The 524-nt window shown below is 43.9% G+C and carries 1 protein-coding gene; it reads right to left on the reverse strand.

The window, feature by feature from the left end; translation table 11 throughout:
* Positions 1 to 125: 125 nt before the first annotated feature.
* A partial coding sequence (locus ACKWMY_RS28280; protein WP_409487558.1) for a phage tail assembly chaperone occupies positions 126 to 524 on the reverse strand: 399 nt, incomplete at its 5' end.

Consider the following 524-nt stretch of genomic DNA (forward strand, 5'->3'; position numbering starts at 1 on the left):
CTCATTTGGTAAGCGCCTTTTTCTTTACTGTTTATACAAGTATTTATACATGAATTGCTGAACGATTAAGAAAACACAAAAACAAAAGGCCGCCTAAGCGACCTCTCCGTTTACTGACTTACCGCTTAATGGAACGTTGGTGAAAATGATGATACTGTCTGCTTTCCGGTCAAAGCCGCACCGTAAGCGGCGCATATGTCGAGATATGCCATAGGGTAACGTTGAATAAACTTTAGAAGGTGCCACTTGTTATACGGCCATCTGAAATCCCAATCGACTATGACACTACCAAGCATCTCTTCAGGGGGTATCTTGCCCTGATTAGACCAAAGATATTTAATACAGTCTTCATCAAGCGTCTTAAAAATAATCTTGATCACCTCCGGTACACCACTATCAAGTGCACACGGCACATCCATAGTAAACATGCTACCAGGCGGTAGTGCGAGAGCGGTCTTATGGGTGTTCATCACATCTGATCCTCTGCGTAGATCCCTGCTGAAATTATAGCCCCTCCGATCCGA

Source organism: Serratia sp. J2, from assembly GCF_046269175.1.
Taxonomy (GTDB): domain Bacteria; phylum Pseudomonadota; class Gammaproteobacteria; order Enterobacterales; family Enterobacteriaceae; genus Chania; species Chania fonticola_C.